Source organism: Sorangiineae bacterium MSr11954 (assembly GCA_037157815.1).
GTDB classification, from domain to species: Bacteria; Myxococcota_A; Polyangia; order Polyangiales; family Polyangiaceae; genus Pendulispora; species Pendulispora albinea.
Map to the genome: position 1 here is coordinate 12,009,577 of CP089984.1, position 24,682 is coordinate 12,034,258.

The 24,682-nt window shown below is 69.5% G+C and carries 19 protein-coding genes; 12 read left to right on the forward strand and 7 right to left on the reverse strand.

The window, feature by feature from the left end:
* Window positions 1–8 precede the first annotated feature (8 nt).
* From cobM to bluB, 9 genes are read left to right on the forward strand one after another with little or no spacing between them, the layout of a single operon-like run.
* Window positions 9–776: a precorrin-4 C(11)-methyltransferase gene (cobM, locus tag LZC94_47515; GenBank protein WXB15458.1), complete on the forward strand. Its 768-nt coding sequence runs from the start codon at window positions 9–11 to the stop codon at window positions 774–776.
* On the forward strand, window positions 773–1,360 hold the full coding sequence (gene cobO, locus LZC94_47520) for a cob(I)yrinic acid a,c-diamide adenosyltransferase (protein WXB15459.1): 588 nt from the start codon (window positions 773–775) through the stop codon (window positions 1,358–1,360). Before cobM ends, cobO begins: the two co-directional genes overlap by 4 nt.
* Before the next feature lie 14 nt (window positions 1,361–1,374).
* Entirely contained in the window at window positions 1,375–3,015 is a 1,641-nt protein-coding gene (locus LZC94_47525; GenBank protein WXB15460.1) for a cobyrinate a,c-diamide synthase, read from the forward strand.
* Entirely contained in the window at window positions 3,012–3,821 is an 810-nt protein-coding gene (locus tag LZC94_47530) for an adenosylcobinamide amidohydrolase (GenBank protein ID WXB15461.1), read from the forward strand. The genes LZC94_47525 and LZC94_47530 overlap by 4 nt, the downstream gene beginning before the upstream one ends.
* Window positions 3,818–4,405: a bifunctional adenosylcobinamide kinase/adenosylcobinamide-phosphate guanylyltransferase gene (locus tag LZC94_47535; GenBank protein ID WXB15462.1), complete on the forward strand. Its 588-nt coding sequence runs from the start codon at window positions 3,818–3,820 to the stop codon at window positions 4,403–4,405. Before LZC94_47530 ends, LZC94_47535 begins: the two co-directional genes overlap by 4 nt.
* Window positions 4,402–5,451 (forward strand): adenosylcobinamide-phosphate synthase CbiB, encoded by a 1,050-nt coding sequence (gene cbiB, locus LZC94_47540; GenBank protein ID WXB15463.1) that lies wholly within the window; start codon window positions 4,402–4,404, stop codon window positions 5,449–5,451. The genes LZC94_47535 and cbiB overlap by 4 nt, the downstream gene beginning before the upstream one ends.
* Window positions 5,444–6,538, forward strand: coding sequence for a histidinol-phosphate aminotransferase family protein (locus LZC94_47545; protein WXB15464.1), 1,095 nt, complete (start codon window positions 5,444–5,446; stop codon window positions 6,536–6,538). Before cbiB ends, LZC94_47545 begins: the two co-directional genes overlap by 8 nt.
* On the forward strand, window positions 6,535–8,073 hold the full coding sequence (locus LZC94_47550; protein ID WXB15465.1) for a cobyric acid synthase: 1,539 nt from the start codon (window positions 6,535–6,537) through the stop codon (window positions 8,071–8,073). Before LZC94_47545 ends, LZC94_47550 begins: the two co-directional genes overlap by 4 nt.
* Complete coding sequence (gene bluB / locus LZC94_47555; GenBank protein ID WXB15466.1) at window positions 8,070–10,121, forward strand: 5,6-dimethylbenzimidazole synthase; 2,052 nt, start codon at window positions 8,070–8,072, stop codon at window positions 10,119–10,121. Before LZC94_47550 ends, bluB begins: the two co-directional genes overlap by 4 nt.
* Window positions 10,122–10,140: 19 nt before the next feature.
* On the opposite strand, the gene rdgB is transcribed toward bluB, so the two are convergent.
* Window positions 10,141–10,806, reverse strand: coding sequence for an RdgB/HAM1 family non-canonical purine NTP pyrophosphatase (gene rdgB / locus LZC94_47560; GenBank protein WXB15467.1), 666 nt, complete (start codon window positions 10,804–10,806; stop codon window positions 10,141–10,143).
* Window positions 10,803–11,576, reverse strand: a complete 774-nt coding sequence (gene rph, locus LZC94_47565; GenBank protein ID WXB15468.1) for a ribonuclease PH — start codon at window positions 11,574–11,576, stop codon at window positions 10,803–10,805. The genes rdgB and rph overlap by 4 nt, the downstream gene beginning before the upstream one ends.
* Before the next feature lie 372 nt (window positions 11,577–11,948).
* On the opposite strand from rph, the gene LZC94_47570 reads away from it, so the two are divergent.
* The gene (locus LZC94_47570; GenBank protein ID WXB15469.1) at window positions 11,949–12,314 is read left to right on the forward strand and encodes an energy transducer TonB; all 366 of its coding nucleotides are present in this window, start codon (window positions 11,949–11,951) and stop codon (window positions 12,312–12,314) included.
* A gap of 187 nt (window positions 12,315–12,501) precedes the next feature.
* Here the strand turns inward: LZC94_47570 and LZC94_47575 are convergent, their stop codons facing one another.
* The 5 genes from LZC94_47575 to LZC94_47595 form a co-directional block, all read right to left on the reverse strand.
* Entirely contained in the window at window positions 12,502–14,073 is a 1,572-nt protein-coding gene (locus tag LZC94_47575) for an ATP-binding protein (GenBank protein ID WXB15470.1), read from the reverse strand.
* Complete coding sequence (locus tag LZC94_47580) at window positions 14,070–15,248, reverse strand: (Fe-S)-binding protein (protein ID WXB15471.1); 1,179 nt, start codon at window positions 15,246–15,248, stop codon at window positions 14,070–14,072. Before LZC94_47580 ends, LZC94_47575 begins: the two co-directional genes overlap by 4 nt.
* Before the next feature lie 7 nt (window positions 15,249–15,255).
* The gene (locus LZC94_47585; protein WXB15472.1) at window positions 15,256–16,278 is read right to left on the reverse strand and encodes a 2-dehydropantoate 2-reductase; all 1,023 of its coding nucleotides are present in this window, start codon (window positions 16,276–16,278) and stop codon (window positions 15,256–15,258) included.
* A 499-nt stretch (window positions 16,279–16,777) separates the two neighbouring features.
* Entirely contained in the window at window positions 16,778–17,626 is an 849-nt protein-coding gene (locus LZC94_47590; GenBank protein ID WXB15473.1) for an FHA domain-containing protein, read from the reverse strand.
* Between the two features lie 59 nt (window positions 17,627–17,685).
* Window positions 17,686–19,314, reverse strand: coding sequence for a hypothetical protein (locus tag LZC94_47595; protein ID WXB15474.1), 1,629 nt, complete (start codon window positions 19,312–19,314; stop codon window positions 17,686–17,688).
* A gap of 171 nt (window positions 19,315–19,485) precedes the next feature.
* On the opposite strand from LZC94_47595, the gene LZC94_47600 reads away from it, so the two are divergent.
* Both LZC94_47600 and LZC94_47605 read left to right on the forward strand, forming a co-directional pair.
* Entirely contained in the window at window positions 19,486–22,671 is a 3,186-nt protein-coding gene (locus tag LZC94_47600) for a DNA translocase FtsK (GenBank protein WXB15475.1), read from the forward strand.
* Window positions 22,672–23,438: 767 nt separating this feature from the next.
* On the forward strand, window positions 23,439–24,665 hold the full coding sequence (locus tag LZC94_47605) for a PQQ-like beta-propeller repeat protein (GenBank protein WXB15476.1): 1,227 nt from the start codon (window positions 23,439–23,441) through the stop codon (window positions 24,663–24,665).
* The last annotated feature ends 17 nt before the right edge of the window (window positions 24,666–24,682 follow it).

Genomic DNA, 24,682 nt, shown 5'->3' on the forward strand with positions numbered 1-24,682 from the left:
GGAGTTTCATGCGCGTTTACATCATTGGAGCCGGCCCTGGAGATCCCAAGCTCATCACCTTGCGCGGCGCGGAGCTGATCGCGCGGTGCCCGGTGGTCTTGTACACGGGGTCGCTCGTGCCCCGCGAGGTCGTCGCCATGGCCGATCCGAGCGCCACCGTGCTCGACTCGTCGGGCATGACGCTCGACCAGATCCTCGAGGTCATCGTTTCGGCGCGCGACGCGGGCCATGACGTCGCGCGCGTGCACACCGGTGATCCGGCGCTGTTCGGGTCGACCGCCGAGCAGATGCGAAGGATGGAGGAGCTCTCCATCCCCTACGAGATCGTGCCGGGTGTGTCGTCGTTCTCGGCGGCCGCCGCCGCGCTCGGCCGTGAGCTCACCTTGCCGGAGCTCTCGCAAACCGTGATCCTCACCCGCGCCGAAGGGCGCACACCGATGCCCGAACGCGAGAAGCTCGCCGACTTGGCGACCCATCGCGCCACCCTGTGTCTCTTCCTGAGCATCACCTTGATGCGCGATGTGGTCGAAGCGCTCATCCCGTCGTATGGCCCCGATTGCCCGGTGGCCGTCGTGCACAAGGCGAGCTGCCCCGATCAGAAGATCGTGCGTGGAACTTTGGCGGACATTCGTGAGAAGGTGCGCGAGGCCGGGATCAAAACGCAATCCATGATCCTGGTGGGGCATGTCTTGACATCGACCGACTTTGCGAACTCCAAGCTCTACGATCCCGAGTTCAGCCATCGCTTCCGCCGCGCGGTAAGGAGTCCATCATGAGCACGAACGATGCGAGCGACGCCGCCGAGGCCGGAGAGGCTGAAAAGGCCGGTGCGCCGGCGCCGAAAGCGCGGGGGTTGCTCGTGGTCTACACCGGGCACGGAAAAGGGAAGACGACCGCCGCCCTCGGGATGGTCTTTCGAGCGCTGGGCCGCGGCCTTCGGGTCACCGTGGTGCAGTTCATCAAAGGCAAGTGGAAGACCGGCGAGCGCATCTTCGCCGAGACGCTTCCGGGGCTGCAGTTTCATGTCATGGGGCTCGGCTTTACGTGGGATAGCGACGATCTCGGCAAGGACAAGGCGGCAGCACGCGCGGCTTGGGAGACGGCGCGCGCGGCCATCGCGTCGGGCGAGCGCGATCTGATCGTGCTCGACGAGCTGACATACACGTTCCACTACGACTTCATCTCGGAGGACGAGGTGCTCGAAGCGCTGCGCGCGCGGCCCGCGCACGTGCACGTCGTGATCACGGGGCGCAACGCGCCCGAGGCGCTCACGGAGGCCGCGGATTTGGTGACCGAGATGGTCGCCGTCAAACATCCTTTTGCGGCCGGCGTGAAGGCCCAGGTCGGGGTCGACTTCTGATGGGTACTGCAGACATGGCGTCCGCCTCGTTTCCTCGCCTGGTGCTGGCCGGCACCGCCAGCGGCGTGGGGAAGACCACCGTCACCATCGCGCTCACCCGCGCCTTGCGCGCCCGCGGCTTGCGTGTGGCGCTCTTCAAATGCGGCCCGGATTACCTCGATCCGACCTACCATACGCGCGCCCTCGAGGCGCCGCCGCCGCCGTCGCTCGAATCGCCGCCCTCGTCGTCGTATGGGGCGTCGCGGTCGTCGCATGGATCGCCTCCGTCGTACGCGTCGCAGAACCTCGACGGGTGGATGATGGGCCAAGAAGCGGTGCGCACCACCTTCCTCCACGCGGCCCGTCACGCCGACATTTCGCTCATCGAGGGCGTGATGGGGCTCTACGATGGCGCGAGCCCCACGGGCGAAGAAGGCTCCACCGCCGAAATCGCCAAGTGGCTCGAGGCGCCGGTGGTCCTGGTGGTCGACGCCGGCGGTATGGCGCGGAGCATCGCCGCCCTCGTGGGTGGCTTTGCGTCCTTCGATCCGGCGCTGCGCCTCGGTGCGGCCATCGCCAACCGGGTGGGGAGCCGCGGCCACGTCGATCTTCTGCGCCGCGCCTTGAAAACGCCGCCCCTCCTCGGAGGGCTCCCGCGTGAGCCCGAGCACGCGTTCGCCGAGCGTCACCTGGGCCTGCACACGGCCGACGAGCGGACCCTTCCCACGGCGCTGCTCGATCATTGGGGCGAGCGCGCGGCGTCTTGGCTCAGCCTCGATGCCCTGCTCGATCTGGCGGAGTCGGCGCCTCCTCTCGCCGTGAACGTCGCGGTGAACGCGCCCGCGAGCGTGAAGGTGTCCGCGCCCGTTTCGGCACCGGGGGGCCTGGCCGCCGCGGATCCCGTATCGGTGTCGGCCGCGGATCCCATATCGGTGTCGGGCATCCGGTTGACGCCGGCGTCCGTGAGGGGCGCGGCGTTGGCATCGGGCCCCGCATCCAGCCCTGCGCCCGTATCGGCATCGCCGCGATGCCGCATCGGTCTCGCGCGCGACGAAGCGTTCCACTTCTATTACGCCGACAACCTGCGCCGGTTGGAGACGCTGGGCGCCGAGATGGTTCCGTTCTCGCCCATTCGCGATGCGAGCCTCCCCGACGTCGACGGCCTCTACTTCGGCGGAGGATACCCCGAGGTGCACGCGGCCGCGCTCTCCGCCAACGCGGCGATGCGCGCGGAGATCGCCGCCTTTGCGCAGCGGGGCGCGCCCATTTACGCCGAATGCGGCGGCTTGATGTACCTGGCCGGGGCCATCGTCACCCTCGACGGCGTGCGCCATCCCATGGTCGGCCTCCTCCCGAGCGAGGCGCGCATGTGCAGCAAGCTCCAGGCGCTGGGCTATGTCGAGGTCGAGACGCAGACGAAGACCATCCTCGGCGGCCCCGGCACCCGCTTTCGCGGGCACCAGTTCCGCTATTCGGAGCTCTCCCCCGAGCTGCCACCGGCCGTCGAGCGCGTCTACTCCGTCCGCCGTCGGCGCGGCGACGATACATTGCGCGAAGGCTACCGCGTGCGCAACGTGATCGCCTCGTACGTGCACGCGCATTGGGCGTCGAACCCGAAGATCGCCGCGTCGCTGGTCGAGAGCTGCGCGGCGTACCGCCGGGAGCGCGCGAAATGACGGATCCTGCGCGAAGGTGTTCACCGCGGGCCTCGGCCGAGGCCGAGACGGTGGCGCACGCGGAGACCCGCGTGGAGGCGCACGCCGAGGCGCAGACCATCGCGGTGCCCGGCGCGCGAGGGACCCTGACATTGCGGGATCGATGGCTGGTCGCTTCGTTCGAGGAGCCGGTGCGCGCGTGCAGCTGGGCCATCGTGGGCGGCGGCATCGCGGAGGTGCGCCATGTGGCATGGCTCGAGGTTCGCGACGCGGATTTGCGCCCGCCCATCGATCCGCGCCGCATGCTCGTCGAGCGGCTGCGCGACGCGGGGCTTCACCCCGCCGTCGGCCTTCTCACGAGCCGGAGCGTGGCGACGTACACGGTGGCCACCGCGCAAAGCCACGGCGTGACGGCGTGGTGCGTGGCCACCGTCGGCTTGGGCAATGCGCTGCGCGCCGGCGATCCGCCCGGGGTCGCCGGGCGAATCGGGACGATCAACACGTTGGTTTACGTCGATGCGCCCCTGACCGACGAGGCGCTCCTCGAGGCGAACGCCATCGTCACCGAGGCAAAGTGCGCCGCCGTCCTCGAGGCGGACGTGCGCAGCCGCCGGAGCGGACGCCCTGCCACCGGCACCGGCACCGATTGCACCGTGGTGGCCTGCGCCCTCCCCGCGAAGCACACGGAGCGCGCCGTCGCGCACGAGGCGTCGCCATCGGCCGCGTACGCGGGCAAGCACACCGTGATCGGCTCGGTGGCGGGCGCCGCGGCCTTCGACGCGATCGCCGCGGGCGTGCGCCGTTGGACCTTGGAGAACGCGCCGTGAGCGCGCCCGGCTTTGCGTTGATCGGCGGCGGCGTGCGCTCGGGCAAGAGCGCCTTTGCGCTCCGCCTCGCCATGGCGCACGGAGGGCGCCGCGTGTTCTTCGCCACGGCGGTGGCCTTCGACGACGAGATGCGCGTGCGCATCGCGCGCCATGTGGAGGAGCGCGCGGCCGACTTCACCACCATCGAAGCCACGCACGATCTCGACCTCGCCGTCGGGCGGCTTTGCACGCAACCGCCGGCCGCGGACGTCGTGGTCATCGATTGCCTCACCCTGTGGCTCTCCAATTTGCTCCTGGCCGACGACTCGCACGAGGCCATCGAGCGCCGCGTCGATGGATTGGCCGGTACGCTCGCGGCCGCGCCCTTTCACACCTTGCTCGTGACCAACGAGGTCGGCATGGGCATCGTCCCCGAAACGGCGCTCGGCCGCGCCTTTCGCGACATCAGCGGGCGCGCGCACCAGCGGCTGGCCCGCTCGGCCCAGGAGCTGTACCTCGCCGCGCTGGGGACGGTCCTTCGCCTGCGACCCGGTCCGGTGCAGCTCGTCTTTCCCGAGGCGGAAGGCGAAGGGGATCGCCCATGATGCGGCTGATGGCGTCCGTCGTATCCGCCGCATCGACGGCGTCCGCCGCATCGATGGCGTCTGCAGCATCGATGGCGTCTGCAGCATCGATGGCGTCCGTGGCGCCCATCGCATCGATCGCGTCCGTGGCGCCCATCGCGTTGGTCGCCTCGTACGCCCTCGATGGCGCCTTCGGGGAGCCGCCCAATCGGCTGCACCCCGTCGCGTGGATGGGGCATACCATCGCCGCAGGCCGCGCATGGGCGCTAAAGCCCAAGGGAAGGCTCGGCCAGCTGGTGCGCGGCGCGGCGGTGGCTTTCGCCGTTCCGACGGCGTTTGCCGGGGCGGCGTACGCGGTGACCCACGCCCTTGGTCGCTCGGCGGTGGCGGCGGCGGTGGTGACGACCCTCTTGCTGAAGCCCATGTTCGCCGTGCGCGCGCTCCGCGACGCCGCATACGTCGTTCGCGACGCCCTCGAGCGCGGCGATCTCGCGGCCGCGCGGCGCGGGCTTGGCAGCCTTTGCAGCCGCCGCCCCGACGAGCTCGACGCCGCCGCGCTCACCGCGGCCACCATCGAATCGGTCGCCGAAAATCTCTCGGACAGCGTCGTCGCGCCGCTGCTCTTCTTCGCCGTTTTCGGCTTGGAGGGCGCCGTCTTCTACCGCTGCGCGAACACCCTGGACGCCATGATGGGCTACCACGGGCACCTCGAGTACGCCGGCAAGAGCGCCGCGCGGCTCGACGATCTCCTGAACCTCGTGCCCGCCCGGTGGACGGCGCTCGGCCTGCTCGCCGCCGGCGCCCTCACCGGTGCCGACGTTCGCCGCGGCATCGCCACCCTGCGCCGCGACGGTGCCCGCACCGAGAGCCCCAACGCCGGGCGACCCATGGCCGCCATGGCCGGTTTGCTCGGCGTGCGCCTGATCAAGGCGGGCCACTACGAGCTGGGCGACCCGCACCGCGCGCTTCACCCTTCACAGATCACCGAGGCTTGGCGCATCGCGTCCGTGGCCTCGCTCGGTGCGTTGATCACGTCGGCCCTCCTCGCGGGAGCTCTCCATGGATGATCGCATCGCGTCCCCGCTGGCAGCAGCAGCCCCGCAGCACGGCGGCCTCCTCGACGACGAGCTCGTGGCCCTCGGGCTCTCGGCGGACCAAATCCTCGACGTGAGCGTCAATGTCAACCCGTACGGCCCATGCCCCACCATGCGCCGGGCCATCGCCGAGGCCGCGATCGAGCGCTACCCCGATCCCACGTCGAGCCGCGCGCGCCAGGCCATCGCCGCGCTCTCGGGGGTGCCGCGCGAGCGCGTGGTGCTCGGCAACGGCGCCGTCGATCTCTTGTGGACCCTCGCGCGCGCATGGCTCCGTCCCGGCGATGCGGCCATGATCGTGGAGCCCGCGTTCTCCGAGCTCGGCCGCGCGGCCACCCAAATGGGCGCCCGCATCGCCTCGCACCGCGTGTCCCCCCACGACGATTTCGCCCTCCACCTCGGCGCCCTCGACGCGCACCTTCGAAGCGTTCGCCCGCGGCTCCTGTACCTCTGCACCCCGTCCAACCCGGCCGGTGTGTGCGTGCCCCTTCAGGGCATCGAGGAGCTCGCCGAGCGCCACCCCGACACATTGATCGTCTGCGATCTCTCGTTTCTCTCCCTGAGCCGCGACCACGACACGATCCCGCGCTCGCCGCGCGTCGCCTGGATCGTGTCGCTCACGAAGGACCACGCGCTCGCCGGTCTGCGCGTGGGTTACGCGATCGCGCCGGCACCCGTGGCCGCCCGCCTCGAATCCGAGCGCCCGCCGTGGTCCGTCAATGCGCTGGCGCAAGCGGCGGCCATCGCGGCGACCGAGCCCGAGGCGCGGCGCTTCGTCGACGAGAGCCGGGAGCGGCTCCTTCGCGATCGCGCCTCCTTGGAGCACGCGCTGCGCCGCCTCGATCTGCGCTTCCACCCGAGCGAGACGATCTTCGTCCTGGTCGATCTCGGCCCCGCGCGCAAAGCCGGGGAGCTGCGGCGCCGCCTGCTCGAGCGTCACGCGGTGCTCGTGCGCGACGCAACGTCGTTTGGGCTACCTCACCACGTTCGCTTGGCGGCGCGCCCCGAGGCCGACGTCGAACGCCTGTTTTTGGCTTTGAATCGAGAGCTTTACCTATGACCGCCCGCACCATCATGGTTCAAGGAACCGCGTCCTCCGTCGGAAAGAGCATCGTCTGCGCGGCGCTCTGCCGCCTCTTTCGTCAAGACGGTCTGCGCGTCGCGCCCTTCAAGTCGCAGAACATGGCCCTCAACGCCTTCGTGACCCCCGACGGCGGCGAGATCGGGCGCGCCCAAGCGGTGCAAGCGGAGGCCGCGCGCGTGGTCCCCACCGTCGATATGAACCCCATCCTGCTCAAGCCGGAGGGCGACGCGCGCTCGCAGGTGGTGGTGCTGGGCAAGTCGATCGGCAGCCTCGGCGCCGCCGATTACCACACGCGCAAACCCGAGCTGCGCACCTTGGTGCGCGAGGCGCTGGATCGCCTGCGCGCGTCGCACGACTTGGTGGTGATCGAAGGGGCGGGGAGCCCGGCCGAGATCAACTTGAAGGAGCGCGACATCGTCAATATGTATGTTGCACAGATCGCCGACGCGCCGGTGGTGCTGGTGGGCGACATCGATCGCGGCGGGGTGTTCGCGGCCTTCGTGGGGACCATGGAGCTGCTGGAGCCGCACGAGCGCGCGCGGGTCGCCGCGTTCGTGGTCAACAAATTCCGCGGCGACATTCGCCTGCTCGAGCCCGGGCTGCGCTTCTTGGAGGAGCGCACCCGGGTGCCCGTGCTCGGGGTGCTGCCGTACGTGAAGCAGCTGCGCGTCGCCGACGAAGACTCCGTGTCCCTCGAAGAGCGCCGCGGTCGCCGTCGCGCGAAGGCGGACGAGATCGAGATCGCCGTCGTGCGGCTCCCGCGCATCTCGAACTACGACGATTTCCAGCCGCTGGAGCACGAGCCGGGCGTGGTGGTGCGCTTCGTCGAGCACGAAGGCGCGATCGCCGGCGCCGATCTGGTGGTCGTCCCCGGCACCAAGAGCACGATGGCCGATCTCGCGTGGCTGCGTCAGAGCGGCCTCGCCGCCGCCATCGTCGCGCGCGCCCGGCGCGGCGAGCCGGTCCTCGGCATTTGCGGCGGGTGTCAGATTTTGGGCGAGACCATCGCCGACCCGCACGGGGTCGAGTCGCCCGAGACCTTCGCCGAGGGGCTCGGGTTGCTCGCGTTCCACACGCAGTTCGGCCGCGAGAAGCGCACCTCCCAAGTCCGCGCCCGCGGCGCCCGCGCCACGTTTTTGTGCGATCCGGACGCACCCGCCGGACCTTCGGGGGGCGATCTGTTCGGCTACGAGATCCACATGGGCCGGCTGGCGCGCCTTCCCCATGCGTCGGGCGCCTTTGCGGTCGTGGCACGCAACGGGGTCGCCGATCGCGATCTCGACGGCGATGCATCGGGCGATGGCGCGGTGGTCGGCACGATGATCCACGGACTGTTCGAGAACATCGAGGTGCGCAGGACCTTACTCGCGCACCTTCGCCGCAGAAAAGGCCTCCCGCCGCCTCCTCCCGGCACCGCGGTCCCATCCGCCTCCGACGAGTACGACCGGCTCGCCGACGTGGTCCGCAACAACGTGAACATGGATCTTCTGCGCCGCTTGGTGCAGCCGTGAGCGCGATCCCCGTGCGGTTCGACGAGGCCTCGCGCGCGGCGCTCTACCGGGTGATGGAGCTGCGCCGCGACATCCGCCATTTCCGTCCCGGCGCCATCGACGACGATGTCCTCGCGCGCATCCTCTCGGCGGCGGAGCTCGCGCCCAGCGTGGGCTATTCGCAGCCGTGGGGCTTCGTCGTGCTGCGCGATCGTACGGTGCGCGCGCGCATCCGCGAGAGCTTTCTCCGCTGCCGCGAGGCGGAAGCCGCGCGCTTCCCCGAAGACCGCCGCGAAGCGTACCTGGCGTTCAAGCTCGAGGGCATCGAAGAGTCGACCCTCAACGTGTGCGTCGTCGCCGACCTTCGCCCCCGCGACGAGGCGATCTTGGGCACCACGGTGCAGCCCGAATCCGTGCGCGCCAGCGTGTGCTGCGCCGTGCAGAACCTCTGGCTCGCTGCGCGCGCCGAGGGCCTCGGTGTCGGTTGGGTGAGCATCGTCGAACCCGCCGTGCTGCGCGAGGAGCTCGCGTTGCCTGCCGGCGTGGAGCCCATCGCATACCTCTGCGTCGGCCACGCCGAAGAGTTTCGTGAGCGGCCCATGCTCGAGGAGAACGGCTGGCGCCCCCGCCGCCCCTCCGTGGTGCACCGCAACCGCTGGTCCGATCCGCCTACCCCCGGCCCTGGCCCTAGCTCCGCCCCTGCCCGCAGCCTCAGGCCCGCACCCGCGCCGATCCCCCTCTTCGACGAAGCCGTTGCACGCCAAGCCCGTGAGCACCAACGCCTCCTTACGAAGCCGCCGGGAAGCCTTGGCCGCCTGGAAGAAATCGCCGTCTGGTACGCGGGTGCCCATGGCCGTTTCCCGCCTCCGCGGCCCGAGCACCCGCTGGTCGCCGTCTTCGCCGCGGATCACGGCGTCGCGGCCTCCGGCGTGAGCGCATACCCCTCCTCGGTCACCGCCGCGATGCTCGCCAATGTCATGGCCGGCGGGGCCGCCATCAGCTGCATGGCACGCCGCCTCGGGGTGGACGTCGCGCTCGTCGATGTCGGCGTCGCGGGCGATCTCTCGATGCTCCCCACCAAGCCGCTCATCCCTCTCACCCGCGCCAGCATCCGCGCCGGCACCGCCAACCTGGCGCACGAGCCCGCGATGACGCTCGCCGAAGCCGAGCGCGCGATGCACGCCGGCGAAGAGATCGCGCTGCGCGCCGCCGCCGAAAATCGCGAGCTCCTTGCCATCGGCGAGATCGGCATCGGCAACACCACGTCCGCCGCCGCACTTCTCTGCGCCTTCACCGGCGCCTCCCCCGCCGACGTGGTCGGCTTCGGCACCGGCATCTCCCCCGAGGCCCACGCCCGCAAAATCCGCGTCGTCGAAGACGCACTCCGCCGCCTCGCCCTCGCTCCGCACGGCAGCGCGCCACACGGCAGCGCCCCGCACACCGTCGATCCGGACGGCGCCTCGCCACACACCGTCGCTCCGCACGGCGGCTCACCGCACACCGTCGATCCGGACGGCGCCTCGCCACACACCGTCGATCCGGACGGCGCCTCGCCACACACCGTCGATCCGGACGGCGCCTCGCCACACACCGTCGCTCCGCACGGCGGCGCCCCGCACACCGTCGATCCGCACGGCGGCGCGCCACACACCGTCGATCCGCACGGCAGCGCCTCGTACCCCGCCCGTGACCCACTCACCACCCTCGCGGCCGTGGGCGGCCTGGAGCTCGCAGCCATGAGCGGCTTTATGCTGGCAGCCGCCCGCCGCCGCATCCCCGTCGTCCTCGACGGCTTCCTCGCCACCGTAGCCGCCATCGTAGCCGCCGCATTCGATCCGCGCGTCACCGACTACCTGCTCGCGTCACACGCCTCGGCCGAACGTGGTGCCACCATCGCGAGCGCGGCCCTCGGCAAAACACCGATCTTGAACCTCGACATGCGCCTCGGCGAAGGAACTGGCGCCGTGCTCGCGCTGGATCTCGTACGCACCGCCGTGGACGCGCAGTTCTCCATGGCGACCTTCGCCACCGCCGGCATCGTCGGCCGCTCCGGCGTTTCGGTTACGTGAGCTCCGCCCTACCGAGGCGCTAATCGCAAATCTTCCGAATCTGCCGTTCGCGCGCGAACAGAAGCTCCGACAGCACGGGCCGGAGCGCCGCGAAGGCGCGCGCCCGATGGCTCACCTCGTTCTTCTCCGCCTCGGAGAGCTCGGCCATCGTCTTCTCCACGCCCGCGAGCACGAAGAGCGGATCGTAGCCGAAGCCGCCGGAGCCGCGCGGGATGCTGGTGATGCGCCCCTCGCAGACGCCTTCGACCACGATGGGCTCCGCGTCCTTGCCGAAGGGGTCGATCAGCGCGAGCGCGCATCGAAAGCGCGCGCCGTAGGTCGGATTTTGTGCGGCGGAGACGGGATCGCCCAACGCCTCCAGCTCGTCGAGGAGCGCGGCGTTGTTCTCCGAGTCGGTCGCGCGCTCGTGCGCAAAGCGTGCAGAATACACGCCAGGGCGGCCGTCGAGCGCGTCGACCTCGAGGCCGGAGTCGTCGGCGAGGGCCAGCATCATGGCGCCGCTGGCGGCGGCGCGGGCCTTTTTGATGGCGTTCTCGGCGAAGGTCCTCCCGTCTTCCACCACCGGGAGCGCGTTGGGCAACACGTCCGGCAGCGCATGAATCTCGAGCGGAAGATCCGCCAGCAGGTGCCGGAGCTCTTCGACCTTGCCGCGGTTGCGGGTCGCGAGGACCAGCGCGTGCTTCACGCGGTCACCGCGGCGTCGCTCGCGAGCAGCGAATCGAGCGCCACGCCGGCGCCAGCGAGGGCGGTGCGCTGCAGCCGCGTGAGCTCGGCCACCCCGTCGAGCGCCAAGTCGAGCATCGCGTCGATGCGCGCGCGCGGCGCGGGCGCGCCCTCGGCCGTGCCTTGCACCTCGATGATGGCACCCGACGCCGTGGCCACCACGTTGAGATCGACCTCGGCCGCCGAGTCCTCCGTGTACACCAGGTCGAGCGCCAGCTCGTCGCTCTTGAGGAGCCCCACGCTCGTCGCCGCCACCGGCTCGCGCAGCACGGGCCCCGTCACGGTGCCCCGCTGCCGCAGCTTGGCCACGGCGAGCGCCAGCGCCACGAAGCCCCCCGTGACCGAGGCGGTCCGTGTTCCACCATCGGCCTCGAGCACATCGCAGTCGATGGTGATGGTCACCTCCCCCAGCCGTTCGAGCAGCACCGCCGCCCGCAGCGCTCGCCCCACCAGCCGCTGAATCTCTTGCGTGCGCCCGCTGGGGGCTTTGCCTCGCCCATCGCGATTTTCCCGTCGCGGCGGGTTGGCACGCGGGTGCATCTGGTACTCCGCCGTGACCCATCCCTTGCCCTTGCCCTCCAAAAACGGCGGCACCTTCGGGTCGACCGACGCCGTGCAAAGAACGATCGTTCCCCCCGCGCGATAGAGCACGGACCCCTCCGAGGGACGGTGAAATCCTAGAATCATTTCCACGGGACGAAGCGCATCGAACGCGCGGCCATCGGATCGCATGGGGCCTTACTTAGCGTGCCCGCGCGCTGCGCGTCCATGGACCTCGCCGCGTATGGCGCAGTATGTGTGGCGAGGTGATGCCTCATCCGGCGTCTTGATCCAGGGGAGCGCCCCCACCTCCACGGAGCGAGTTCGAGCAACGACGGCGCGGACGCGGTCGAATATCGAATGTCGAATGAGGGAAAAGGGAGCGCTCTTTGCCCGCACCGTCGAGGACCATCGATGCACATTTCGTTCGTAGGCACATCCGCCGTCGCGGGGCTCCTAGCCGCGTCCACAGCGTTGACCGCGTCCACAGCGTTGACCGCCTGCGGAGGGGCCACGCCCGAGGCGGTGCATGCAGCCCAGTACCGCAGCGCCTTTCGAGCCTGCATGGCGCGCATTGAGCCGCTGCCAAAACCTCGAACCGAGACGGGCGAAGTCATCACCCCCGGCGAAGGGGAGCGCCCTCGTCTCATTTCGGGAGAGGAGTACCCCATTTTTCCGGGAGACGCCCTCCTGCGCGTTCGAAGCACGGTTGTCGTGGCCGCGCGGTGTTTGATTCGCACGGACGGCACCGTGTCCAACTGCACGATGGTCTGCTCGGACCCCGCCTTCGACGAGATTGTTCTCCAAAACTTGCAGACGCGCCGGTACACGCCATTCCTCTTTCGAGGCCGTCCCATGGACGTCACGTACACGTTCCCTTTTGCCATTTACCCACCCTCGACCGCCATTCGCCCCGCCGCGACGTTTTGATGTCCCTCCTCGTCCAGTGTCCGCCCGCCCGCCTCGCCAATCTCGCGCGCTCGCATGGATCGATTCGAGCCAGCGGGGTGCTCGACACGGTCTCCCGGCCGCGATCGGCCCGGCGCACGATGATCTTCGCCGAGCGGGCGATCCCCGGGCGCAGATCGCGGGCCCCATGCGATAAGGCGCGCGTTCGCTATTTCGATATCGCCTGACGCGCCGGCGGGAGCGCCGGACGGCCGCCGCGCGGCTCGGAGGCGCGCGCCGGTGCGATGGGGAGCGCGACGCGAAAGCTGGTGCCGCCGCCCTCGCGCGGCTCGGCGGTGACCGAGCCGCCGTGGGCCACCACGATTTGGCGTGTGATGGCCAGCCCCAGGCCCGTCCCTTCGCCCTTGGTGGAGAAGAACGGATCGAAGACGCGCGGGCGGATTTCGTCGGGGATGCCGCCGCCCCGGTCGTTCACGCGCACCACCACGCTCATACCTTCGGCGCGCACGATGACGTCGATGTCGCCGCCGCGCGGCATCGCCTCGCGCGCGTTGCGCAGGAGGTTCAGCAGCGCTTGGCGGATTTGGGACTCGTCGAACAGGGCGGGGGGCAGCTTGTCGGCGATGTCCACGCGCACCTTGCAGTCGGCTCGGTCCATCTCGGCCCGCGAAAAATTCACCACCTCGTGGACGGCGCCCGCGATGTCCTCCGCCTCCATGCGCGGCGAGGGGAGGCGCGCCAGGCGCAGGTACTCCTCGGAGAGGTGCTCGAGCCGCTGCACCTCGCGCGCGATGGCTTGCAGCAGCGACCGTGACTCGCCGGCGCCGAGCTCCTCCTCCAGGAGCTCGATGTTCAACCCGATCGACGAGAGCGGATTGCGGATCTCGTGCGTGACGTGCGCCGCCATTTTTCCGATGGCCGCCAGGCGCTCGTTGGAGAGCGCCTGCGCCTGCGCGCTGGCGACGGCGCCGACCATGCGCTCGAACGCCATGGCCAGATCGCCGATCTCGTCGTTGGTCGGCACCACGGTTTGCGGCGTCAGATCGCCGTGCGCGACCGCCTGCGCGCGCTCGGTGACCCGCGCCAGCGGCGCGAGCAGCCGCCGCGTGTGGATGGAAACGAGGACGCCGACGCCCAGGGTGAGCACGGCCAGCGCGATGAGCGCATAGATGGCCCGCTGCTCGCGGCGCTGGGCGTCCTCGGAGATGCGGTCCATCGAGGTGCGGATGCGCTCGGCCACGTCGCGCAAGCGCCGCGCCGCCCTGTGCTCGAGCGGGCCCGCCTCGACCAAGATGCGGTTGACGGCGTTTTTGTCGCCCTCGCCGAGGGCCGTGAGCAGCGCCTCGAAGTGCTCCTTGTCGCCCTCGAGCTCGTCCTCGATGGCCGTCAGCTCCAAGGTGAGCGCGGCCGCCAGCTCGCGCGAGCTGGGGCTCCCCACGGTGGCGAGCCCCTGCCGGAGAGACTCGCGCGTATCGACGAACGTCTGGTGCCGCACCCGCGCCAATGTCTCCAGCACGTAGCGCATGGCCTCGGGGTTGCGCTCGTCGGGGCTGCCCTCGACCAGCGCCGCGAGCGTCCCTTGGCTCGCGCGCAGCTGCCCCAGGCCGAGGGCCGCGGGCAGGTAACCGCGCGCGAGCTCCTCGTTGTCCTGCGCGGCGCGCCGCTGGGCCACGACGCTCCACCCCACGGTCATGGCAAACGCGATGACGGTGACCGCGAACGACGCCAGCACCCGGGTCGCGATGGTCTTGCGCGGCGGCGCGGCGCTTCGCCGGTTCACGCGGCGGGCCCCGTTCGCGCGGCGCGCAGGCTTCGCGCCATCCACGTGACGATGTCCTCCACCGCGCTCGCCCGCGCATGCCCCGCACCCGACGCGCGGCGAAGCGCGTGCAAGCTGGAGGCGCAGCCGGTCACCACCCGCCCGCCGCCGGCGCGCGCGTGCTCCTCGAGACGGGCCTCGGCGATGGTGCGCGCCTGTTCGGGCATGGTCACGGGCAAGAGGCCGCCGCCGCCCGCGCAGGTCGCGCGCTCCCTTCGCGCATCGAACTCCGCCGGCGCCTCGCCCAAGATGCGCGTGAGCACCGTGCGCGGCGCCTCGTAGATCCCGAGCCCGCGCCCGAGCTGACAGGGATCGTGCCACCGCACCGCCTCGCGCACCTCGCGCCCGCTGCGCGCGTCCAACCTGGCAAAGCGCGCCGCTTCGCGCGCCGCCCACTCCACGAGCAATGAGACCGGCTTCTCCAGCTCCACGTGCACCGCACGGTAGTGCAGGCGAAGCGCCGCCGCGCACCCTGCGTCGACCACCGCCACCCGCTCGAACCCCCGCAGGCGCTCGGCCATGGCCACCGCCCGCCGCTCGAAGCCTGGCGCATCGCCCGCCATGAGCAAGGGCAGCCCGCAGCACGCGTCGATCAAGGCCACGTCCTCGCCCGCGAGCGCCTTCGCCACCTCCACCGCCTCCCGCGCCACGTCCGGCGCTTTGCGCGAATAAGTGCATCCTACAAGCAATCCCACGCGCGCATCGCTCCGCGCACCCGCGTCCTCGGCAAGCCTCGCGATCGCCGCGCGGGTCTCGGCCTCGCGCCCGCCCTGCTGCGCGAGGGTCCGCGCCGCCTGCTCGGGCGCGGTGCCGCGCGCCTGCCACGCGGAGCGCGCCAGGTAGAGCGCGGAGGTCACGTCATTTCGGTGATCGCACAGCTCGCGGCACCCGTAGCAGCCCGTGCAGGCCCACGCGGTGCGGGCGTACGACGTCTCCGCGGGCACGTCGCCGTGGGCGGCGAAGTAGGCCATCGACATTTTGCCCCACGGGGTGAGCGTCTCGCGCGGCTCCGCGTTGGAGACGGGGCAGGCGCTGCGGCACAACTTGGGGCAGAACACGCAATTTTCGAGGGCGGTGCGCTTCGTCTCCAAGATGGGGAGCGCCTTCATGGGCCTCGAATCGGGTCTTCGCTTCACGAGGGCATCATGCCACCGAACCGGGCCCGCGAAGACGGTCGCGAAGCTCGGCCATCGCTTCGTGCGGCAGGCTGCGCTCGCGAAAGAGCTCCACCATCTTTTCCGCCATTTGCAGGTTCTGCGCGCGCAGCTTGCGGCCGAAGTGCTCCTCGACGTACGCGACCCCCTCCGGCGAGCGCCTCCGCGCGAACCCCACGCCGAGCCGGAGCGACTGCGCGACCATGGCCTTGGGCGCCCAGGCCCCGAGCCGCGACCGCGACAAGAACCGCACGAACCAGTCCGCCCAAATGGCCGGCTTGCCGTAGTGGCGGGCCAAAATCCGCGCCTCTTCGGCCGCGCGAAGCACCAAGTCGAGCGCCGTGTCGTCGCCGAGCAGGGCGTCGATGCTCCCGGTCACGTCGATGCCCATCATCACCGGCACGAAGGTGCACGTGGTCGCGACATTGGTCGCGTGCACGCCGGCCTGAGCGCGGCTGGAGATGCCCGCGCCCTCGAAGGCCTGCGCGAGCGCGTCGATGGCCGGCACGCGCCGCTCGGGTTGCTCGATCAACGTGGTGGCGGCCCGCGGGAGCCAATAGCGGTAGCGCACGCAAGGGGCACCCTCGCCGTTGCTCGTTTCACCCGGCCCTGGCGAGTACGCCACCACGCCCGGCATGCCCGGAAAGAGCCGCTCGGCGCCCAGCTCCCGCACCAACAAGGCGTGATGCTGCGGAAAAATCGGCGTCATGGTGACCACGGGCGCCCGCGATGGCGCGAGCAGCGCGGCCAGCGCTCCGTCCACCTGCTCGAACCGCACGCACACCAAGATGACGTCGGCATCCGCCGGAATCGCCGTCGTTCGCACCGGGGCCTCGAGCGCGAGCACGCCCGAGCCGCGATCCACCTGCTCGATGCGCATGCCCAGCGGCTCCCGCCCAGGGGCCGGCGCCGAGCGCATAACGAACGACACGCGCACCTTTTCCGCGCCGTTCGCGAGCCGGACTCCAAATACCGACCCGAGCGAACCCGCGCCGACGATGGCAACGTGCACTGGCAACCCTCACGATCTTAGCTTCGCCCCCATCTTTCGCCACCCCGTCCACGAAGCACCGCTCAACCCGCACGCAACGGCCACGAACCGCGCCCCACCCCGCGTTCAACGTCGCCTCCGTCTTTCGCCCGCCCCGTCCACGCGACGCGGCCCATCCCGCGTTCAACGTTACCCCGTCTTTCGCCCGTCCGGCTACGAAGCGCCGCCTACCCCGCGTTCAATGTTGCCCCATCTTTCGCCCGTCCGTCCACGAAGCGCCGCCTACCCCGCGTTCAGCGTCGCCCCTGTCTTTCGCCCGTCCCGTCCACGAAGCGCGCCCCACCCCGCGTTCAACGTCGCCTCCGTCTTTCGCCCGTCCGGCTACGAAGCGCCACCTATCCCGCGTTCAGCGTCGGCCCCGTCTTTCGCCACCCCGTCCACGAAGCGCCGCCCACCCCGCGTTCAGCGTCGCCCACGCTTTCGCCACCCCGGGGCCACGAAGCGCCGCCCCACCCCGCGCTCACCGATACGTGAAGCGAAGATCGTGGTCGCAAATTTTGAAATGATCGCCCTCGGCGATTTGCTTTCGCGCGATGCGCTGGCCGTTGAACTCGACCCCGTTGGTCGAGCCCATGTCGACCATGAAGTAGATGCCGTTCTGGAACTCGATCATGGCGTGCTGCCGCGACACGTTCGGGTCCTTCAAGGTGAGATCGCTCGACTGCTTGCCGCGGCCGATGACGAAGCGCTCCTTGTTCACGGGGATTTTCTCCCCCTGGTACATCACGCAAAGCTGGGGGGCGCCGTGGGTGGGCGGGTAGCCGTTGGAGGCCATCCCCATGGGGCTCGCCATCCCACCGCCGCCGCCCATCGCGTTCGGCACGTTGCCGCGCGGGATGGGCGGGGGAACGCTGCGCGCGGGGGGAGGAACGGAGCGGGGAGCGGCGGGGATCGGGCCGCTGGGACCGCGCTGCGGCGGCGCGGGGAGCCCGCCGTGTTGCCCGCCGTGCTGCATGCCGGGACCGCGCGCGGCCTGCTGCGGAGGCGGAGGGAGGGGACCCGGTGCTTGACGCTGGGGCCGGGCCGGCGGCGGAGGCAAACCGCCCGCGCGGGGTGGGGGCGGAGGCGGCGGATAGCCTCCGCCGCGATCGGATGGGACGGGGGCGGAGTCGCGCGTGGGCGAGCTTGGAAATTGCGGACGCGTTCCTTGCGCCCCGTAGCTGCGCTGGCGGGCGTATTGCTTCATCGCCTCGTTGATCAGGTAGTCCACGCTGCATTCGAGCTCGCGCGCCATCTGTTCGAACGTTTCCCAAAGCACATCGCGGCATTGGAACGTTCGACCGCTCTTCTTGTTCGGATCCGAGCTCATGGCGTCGTTACTCTGGCAGGTTTGACAGGTCCTGTGCGCGAAGGGCGCTCAATTTACCATTAGGAGCCGCCGCCACCCTCCATCGACGGCACGATGCAGAATTTTACAAACTCGCCGACTGTGTGAATCTCTTTCGATTCCCGTTCTTGCGACCCGGGTGACTTGGCCACATCACAGGACCAGCCGCACTCGTCGTCCTTTTCGCACTTGGGAACCTGTTGCCCGTCGCCCTCGAGCGACTGAACCGTGGCAAGATCCCCTTTCTTCCCACCGTAGAAGAACCCGATGGCCGTCAACTTAGCGCCAAGATCGTTCGAGCGCAGGTAGGACGCGATGGCTTCGCGCGGTTTGGGCTCCCCGCCGGGGGCCTCCATTTTGGCGATGAGGCCACCGTAGGAGATCGGCTCGGTCATGCCCATCTTGGTTCCCGGGGTCTTGGGCAAACGCGCCATGAACTCGGGGACCCCCTTGGTGGTCATGGTGCGGAGCACCAAGGAGGCGGCCACCCAGCGCACCTTCCACTTCTTTTGATTGTCGAAGAGCGCGTACATCTTCGGAACGACGACTTCTTTCGGAAGCTCGCCCAGCCGCTGGAACGCGAGATCGCGCACCGGGTCGGGGGTGTTGTCGTCCTTGGCGATGTCGAAGAGCTTCTCGATGTCGGCCGTGTTGTTCTTGTCGACCCGCCCCTCCAGCGAGGCCAGTGCCGCTTTGCGCCGCTCCTCGCTGTTGTCCTTGTTGGCGGAGAAGGCGAGGGCGTAGTCGATGATCGGCCGCCCGCCGACCTTCTTCATGGCCGTGAAGACCTTGATGAGCTCTTGCTCTTGGTACTTCTTGATCTGCTCCGTCACCTGCTCCTTCGTGACCTTGGCCCCCGCCCGCTTGTTGGCCTCCTCCACGAGCGGCATTTGCTTGTTGATCCAGGCCTGGGAGTCGATCTGCTTGGCGATGGACACCAGCTGCACGCTCGCCTTTTGCTTCGTCTCCGCGTCGCCCAAGTCGGCGATCAGGCCCGCGATGCGGTCCGTCTTGCTCGATTCTTCCTTGAGCAGCGCTGGAAGACCCTTCACGGTCGAGGCGCCCAGGTATCGAAACATCTGCTCGATGCCGTATTGCTGCAGCGTGTAATCGAGCCGCGACTCCAGGTTCGACGTGGCCCACTCCGTGATGGCCGTGGCCAGCTGCCCGCGCATCCCCTCGTCGGTGACCAGCGGCGGATCGTGCGAAAGAAGCGCAAACGCCACGTCTTTGAAGGGCACGCTCGGATCGGGCGGCTGCGTCCCGTCGGGATTCTTCGCCGGGAGCGGCTGCTTGATCTGGTTGAGCAGCTCCGGCACCAGCGACTCGAGCATCTTTTTGCGGTCTTCCGGGTTGAGCGCCACGATGGCGCCCTCCCGCCCGGTGCCTTCGTCGTCGACGTAGCCATCCACCAGGTACGGGATCGCCCACACCTTGCCGCCCCGAGGCTTCATCTTGATGAGGGAGAGCGCCGCCTCGATCCGCAGAGGCCATGCATATTTGCCGTGGGTGGCCACCGCGTAGAGCTTGCGTGGCCCCTGCTCGGTCCCTTCCCAGCGGTGCACATCGCTCTCGCTGACCGCACATCCCGCGAGGCTTGCTGCTCCACCGGCCATGCCAGCCGCCGCAACCAGCGCACCCAGCATCACCTGCGCGATCGTCTTCTTCATTCGCTCGGTCCTCTGCATCCCGCCTCGTGTTGCGTCCAGAAAACCACCAATGCCGGGGCCGATGCTAGTCCAGGGTGGGCAAACTTCCTAGAACCCTGACGCGCGGCCCCATTCCGCCCACGTTCTGGACACCAAGGCTTTCCTTGGCTACTTGTACGACAACGTAAGGAAATGGCGCTTCCTCTCTTTGCTCCCCGTCGGGCCGTCACGCATCCCGCATCGGCTTTACCCGAAAACACGCGCGCGCCCTCATTTCTGGGCGCGGGTGCCGTCCTTCAACCGCGCAACCGCGAGGTTGCGGCGCTGCTTTTGTGGACGACGGCGGTCTTTCTCACCTTGGCGCTCAGCTCCTACGAGCACGATCCGGCCACGGGGCAGGGGACGGGGGCCGATTGGGTGGGCCCCGTTGGCGAGTCGTGCGCGCGGGCGCTCGTCTCCCTCATTGGCGTGATCGCATGGGCGGTGCCGCTCGAGACGGTGCTCCTCGGGATCCCGTTCGTTCGGGGACGTCGAAGCGCCATCACCCTGGCGCGGCTCGCGGGCGATCTGCTCATCGCGTTGACGGCGGCCGCGATGGTGCAGGTGGGTTGGCCCGGGCAATTGGCCTTTGGGCACCATCTGGCGGGGGGCTGGGTCGGCGAGCTTTTTGGCGAGCTTTCGCGCTCGCTCTTCTCGACCATCGGCTCCTTCCTCGTGGGATTTGCGTTCCTCGGCCTCATTTTGATCGGCCGCGCGTCGTTCTCGTTCATCGCCTTGATGCGGTGGCTGGCCCGCTTCGGGGAGCGCAGCGCGCGCGGCACGGCGTCCGGGGCCCGAAGCGTGGCGGAGGCCTGGCAAACGGCGCGTCAAATCGAGCGCGAAAAGACGGAAAAGGCGCGCCTCGCCGAGCTGCCCCGCATCGGTGCGCCCGCCGAGGGCCCGGCCACGATTGCCGTCTTGCCGGACGAGGCGGACGACGATGGGTTCGACGCGGTGCCCGAATCGGGCGATGCACCCGACGTCGACATGGGCGACGTGCTCGCTCCAAGCGACGCGCCCAAACGGCGCACGCGAAAGCCGCGGGCCGCGGCGGGCGCGAATGCGGCGGGCGCGAATGCCGGAACGGGCGGCGCCGGCGCGAATGCGTCCGGGGCGGATGGCGCCGGCGCGAATGCGTCCGGGGCGGATTCCGCGGACGGTGGCAACAGCGCCCCGGCGCCCCAACCCCGGCGGGGGAGGGGAGCCGCATCGGCATCGGCCGAGGCGAAATCCGCCGACGGCAAGTCCGAAGGCAAGGCGGGCGACGGCAAGAGCACCGACGGCAAGAGCACCGACGGCAAGAGCACCGACGGCAAGACCACCGACGCCAAGGCATCGACCAAGAGCGCCGACGGCCGCACCCCCGACCGATCCGACCCGGTCGACCTCGAAGAGCCCGAAGGAGCATCGGAGCCCGAGCCGAAGGCCGGACGCCGTCGCCGCGGCGCCGCAGGCGGAGCGCAGGGCAAAGACGCCGCCCCCGTCGAGAGCTCCGGCCCCACCATCATCGACACGTCGGCCGCCCTCGCCAAGGAGCTCGCCACCCCCGAGCCCCCGCCCGAGACCCTCGCGTCCGCACCGCCGCCGGCCTCCGAAGCCCACGGCACCTCCGGCGCCGCCGCGCACGGCACCCCCAGCACCCCCAGCACCCCCAGCACCTCCAGCGCCGCAGGGCACGGCGCCCCCAGCGCACCCAGTGCCGCCACCGCGCATAGCGCACCCGGCGCAGCAAGGCCGAAAGACGGCACGCCCACGGTGGCCGCGCCACCACCCGCACCTGTCAAAGCCGGCAAGGACAAGCTCGTCCCCGCCTTTGCCGATGGCTTCCGCCTGCCGTCCATCGACTTTCTCATCCCGTCGAAAGAAGACCCGAACCTCACCATCGACCACGAGACGTTGCTCAAGAACGCCGAGCTGCTCGTCAAAACGCTGGGCGACTACGGCGTCAGCGGCAAGGTGGAAGACATCCTCCCCGGCCCCACGGTCACCACCTTCGAGGTCTCGCCGGCCGCTGGCACGAAAGTGTCCAAGGTGGCTTCGCTCGCCGACGACTTGGCGCTCGCCCTCGCCCGAAAGGTCCGCATCGTCGCCCCCATTCCGGGCAAAAACCGCATTGGTTTCGAGCTCCCCAACGAGCGCCGCCTCCCGGTCAACCTGCGCGACTTGGTCGAGGACCGCCGCTTTCAGACCTTGGATGCCCCGCTGCCCGTGGTGCTCGGCCGCGACATCCTGGGAAGCCCCGTCTATGCCGACCTCGCGAGCATGCCGCACGTCATCGTGGCCGGCGCGACGGGGGCCGGAAAGAGCGTCGGGCTGAATGTCATGCTCTCCTCGCTCCTGTACCGGCGCACCCCCGACGAGCTTCGCCTGTTGATGATCGACCCCAAGGTGGTCGAGCTCGCGCCCTTCGATCGCATCCCCCACATGCTCTTGCCGGTGGTCACCGACATGAAGCAGGCCGCCAACGCGCTCAAGTGGGCGGTCGACGAGATGGAGCGCCGCTACCAGCTCTTTGCCGATGCCGGTACCAAGAACATCGGCACCTTCAACGGGTGGGTCGAGCGGGTGCACCGCGGCGAGGCCAAAAATCCTGCTCCCAAGGTGGTCATGGCCAAGGACCACAACGGGCTCCCCGAGGCCATCAACCCCGACTTCACCAGCGGTGAGCAAGGCGAGGCGCCTCTCCCCGAGAAGCTGCCGCTCATCGTCATCGTGGTCGACGAGTTTGCCGACTTGATGATGCAGCAGGGCAAAGAGGTGGAGGCCGCCGTGGCACGCTTGGCACAGAAAGCCCGCGCCGCCGGGATGCACGTCATCTTGGCAACGCAGCGCCCCAGCGTCGATGTCATCACCGGCATGATCAAGGCGAACTTCCCCACCCGCGTCGCCTTCCGCGTCGCGCAAAAGGTCGACAGCCGCACCATCTTGGACGAGCAGGGCGCCGAGCATCTCCTGGGCCGCGGCGACATGCTCATCAAGCTGAATGGCACGAACGAAACCAAGCGCGTGCAGTGCCCGATGATCACCGAGGAAGAAGTCCAAGCGATCACGGACTTTCTGCGGCTGCAGGGCGAGCCCGTGTACGACGAGAACATCCTCAAGCCGCGCGATGAAGACGACGCCGCCGACGCCGAGCAGGACGCCGAACAGGATGCCATGTACGATGACGCGGTGCGTCTGGTGGCCGATACCCGGCGTTGTTCCACGTCGTGGCTGCAGCGCAAACTGGGTCTCGGCTACAACCGCGCGGCCCGCATCGTCGAAATGATGGAGCGGCGCGGCTTGGTCGGCCCGGCCAACGGCGCGAAGGACCGCGAGGTCCTCATCAGCAGCTTGTAAGCAAGCCGCGCGCGCGAGCGAAGGCGACGCCATCGCACATGAGGGGCGTTCTTTGCGCAACGGCAGCAGCATTTTTCAGCTGCCGGCCATATATGTCTTGGAAGGGGGGGAGCGTAGGCGGCAGATGCCTGGAAAGTCGGCAACCCCAGCAACTGGCCCTCCCTAGTAGAAATTTCGCAAGAAATCTACAAAAATCGACAATGAATTACGCCAAACACTCGACGGCCGCCAAAAAAACGCTAGACTCTGCCGGCGCTTGTAACCGAGATGGCAATGAGCATGAAAAACGCCGCCGCGGACAACGCGGGGTTCCGCAGTAGCGGTGCAATCGGAGGATGGCGAGTGGCTGACGAGGCTGATCGCACGAGGCTAATCGGTGAAATTTCGCGCGTGATTCAGGAGCCCGCCACGCCGGAAAGCACTCGGTGTGCGGGGCTTACCCTGATCGGGTGGCTCGCGAGACGGATGCCGGGTGAAAAACCGCACGCTCTCGGCGTCGAAGAGGCGCGCGAGTCGGAGCGTAGGCTGGTGGCGGCGAGCCTTGCGGCGGCCTGTGGTGGCGGCGAAGCGGAAGCACCCGGCTCGACGGGGTTTGCCGGCGAGCCTCAGTCGGGGATCGTGGCGTCCACCACCACGCACCGCGTAGCGTCGTCGTATGCACCCGCACCCGCGGACCCGAGCGCCCGAAACGTGCCGGCTCTTCGCGTGGCGCGGCGTTCACGCGGCGCGGCCCGCTGATTCGCGAACGCCTGCGCGCGGCACCCCTGGTGGTGCTGGTGACGTTGGTGCTGGTGCTTGCGGTGGTTCGCATGCGCCGTTCGCGGAGCTCGGCCACGGCTCCCCCGGCTCATGCTGGCGCCGATGCTTCGGCCGAAGGGGGATCGCTTCGCGGCCCAGCATACACGGCGTCCTCGGCGCGCCTGCCGGACGCGGTCACCCGCATGCAGCACGGCGACCCGCGCAGGACGCACCGCGCCCGCGGCACCGGGCCGCGTGAGGCGAAGGTCGCCTGGAAGGCCGACGTGGGCGGTCCCGTGCAGGGACAGGTCGTGGCCTCACCCGACGAGAAAACGCTCTATGTCGGGTCGCTGGGGGGCACCCTGACGGCACTTGGCCGCGATGGGCGGATCGCGTGGAAGGTCGACCTCCACGGAAGGGTGTACAGTACACCTTGTGTGGGCGCCGACGGGACCATCTATGTCGGCAGCGACGCCCGGCAGTTCTTTGCCGTCAACCCCGCCGGATCCATTCGCTGGAAGCTCGACACCGAGGGCGACGCCGACACCGGCGCGGCGCTGGCACCCAACGGCAGCATCGTCTTTGCCTCCGAGCGCACCGTGTACTCCGTGCGACCTTCGGGCGAGGTCGCCTGGCGATTCCGCGCCCGCGGGAAAATTTTTACGACACCGGCCGTGGCCGAAGATGGCACAATTTACGTCGGCTCGCAGGACGACCGTGCCTATGCGCTGGCGCCAAATGGCACGGTGCGCTGGTCGACCGAGCTGGGCTCCGATGTCGATGGCTCGCCCGCGCTGGGGGATGATGGCGCGCTGTTCATGGGGACGGACGGGGGCGAGGTCGTGCGGCTGGGCTCGAAAGGGGAAATCGTCTGGCGGGCCTTGGTCGGTGGGTTCGTCCGCGGACCGCTTGCGATTGGCCGCGATGGCGATGTGCTCGCGGGTGTCTACGGGCCATCCCCGCGTGAGGTTCGCATCTCGGCCGCGACCGGCAGCGTCTTGGGATCGATGGGCGTGCAGGGAACGGGGGCGCGCGAGTTTGGCGTCCATGGTGGCGCGCTGGAGGATGACGACGGCACACTTTACTTCGGGGCCCAGGACGACGCGGCCTATGCCGTCGACCGGCAAGGAAGCTTGCGCTGGCGTTTTGCGACCGGAGCGGACGTGGATGCACCGCTCACGTTGCTCGGTGACGGTTCGCTGATCGTCCCCTCCGACGACGGAATCGTGTACCTACTTGCCGGCTCTGCGCATTAACGCGTAGTAGAAAGTAA